This window comes from Paenibacillus xylanexedens (assembly GCF_007676705.1).
GTDB lineage: Bacteria > Bacillota > Bacilli > Paenibacillales > Paenibacillaceae > Paenibacillus > Paenibacillus xylanexedens_C.
Genome location: NZ_VEBF01000518.1, coordinates 1 through 248 on the forward strand (window position 1 = coordinate 1; position 248 = coordinate 248).

Annotated in this window: 1 pseudogene; it reads left to right on the forward strand. The window is 48.4% G+C overall.

The annotated features are described in order from the left end of the window. Positions 1–12: 12 nt before the first annotated feature. Positions 13–248, forward strand: a pseudogene (tpiA, locus tag FS628_RS33355) (triose-phosphate isomerase); the annotation flags it as partial.

A 248-nucleotide genomic window follows, 5' to 3' on the forward strand; every position in this document is an offset into this window, starting at 1 on the left:
CCATTAACACCAATCTTCTCTCTTCCTCAGACACTTCAACACCCTCAAGCCAACCAAACAAAACACCTATGCAAGCTCCAAACCCTACCTCCTTTTCAACCTCTCTCCCCACACCAACCCCCACAACTCCTTATCCCTTATCACCCAATCTCCCCCATTCCCACACCCAAATCCTCAACTTCCCAACATCCCAATCAACTTATTCCTTACATCCCTACCCTCCTCAAGCATCTCTACAACCAGACCCT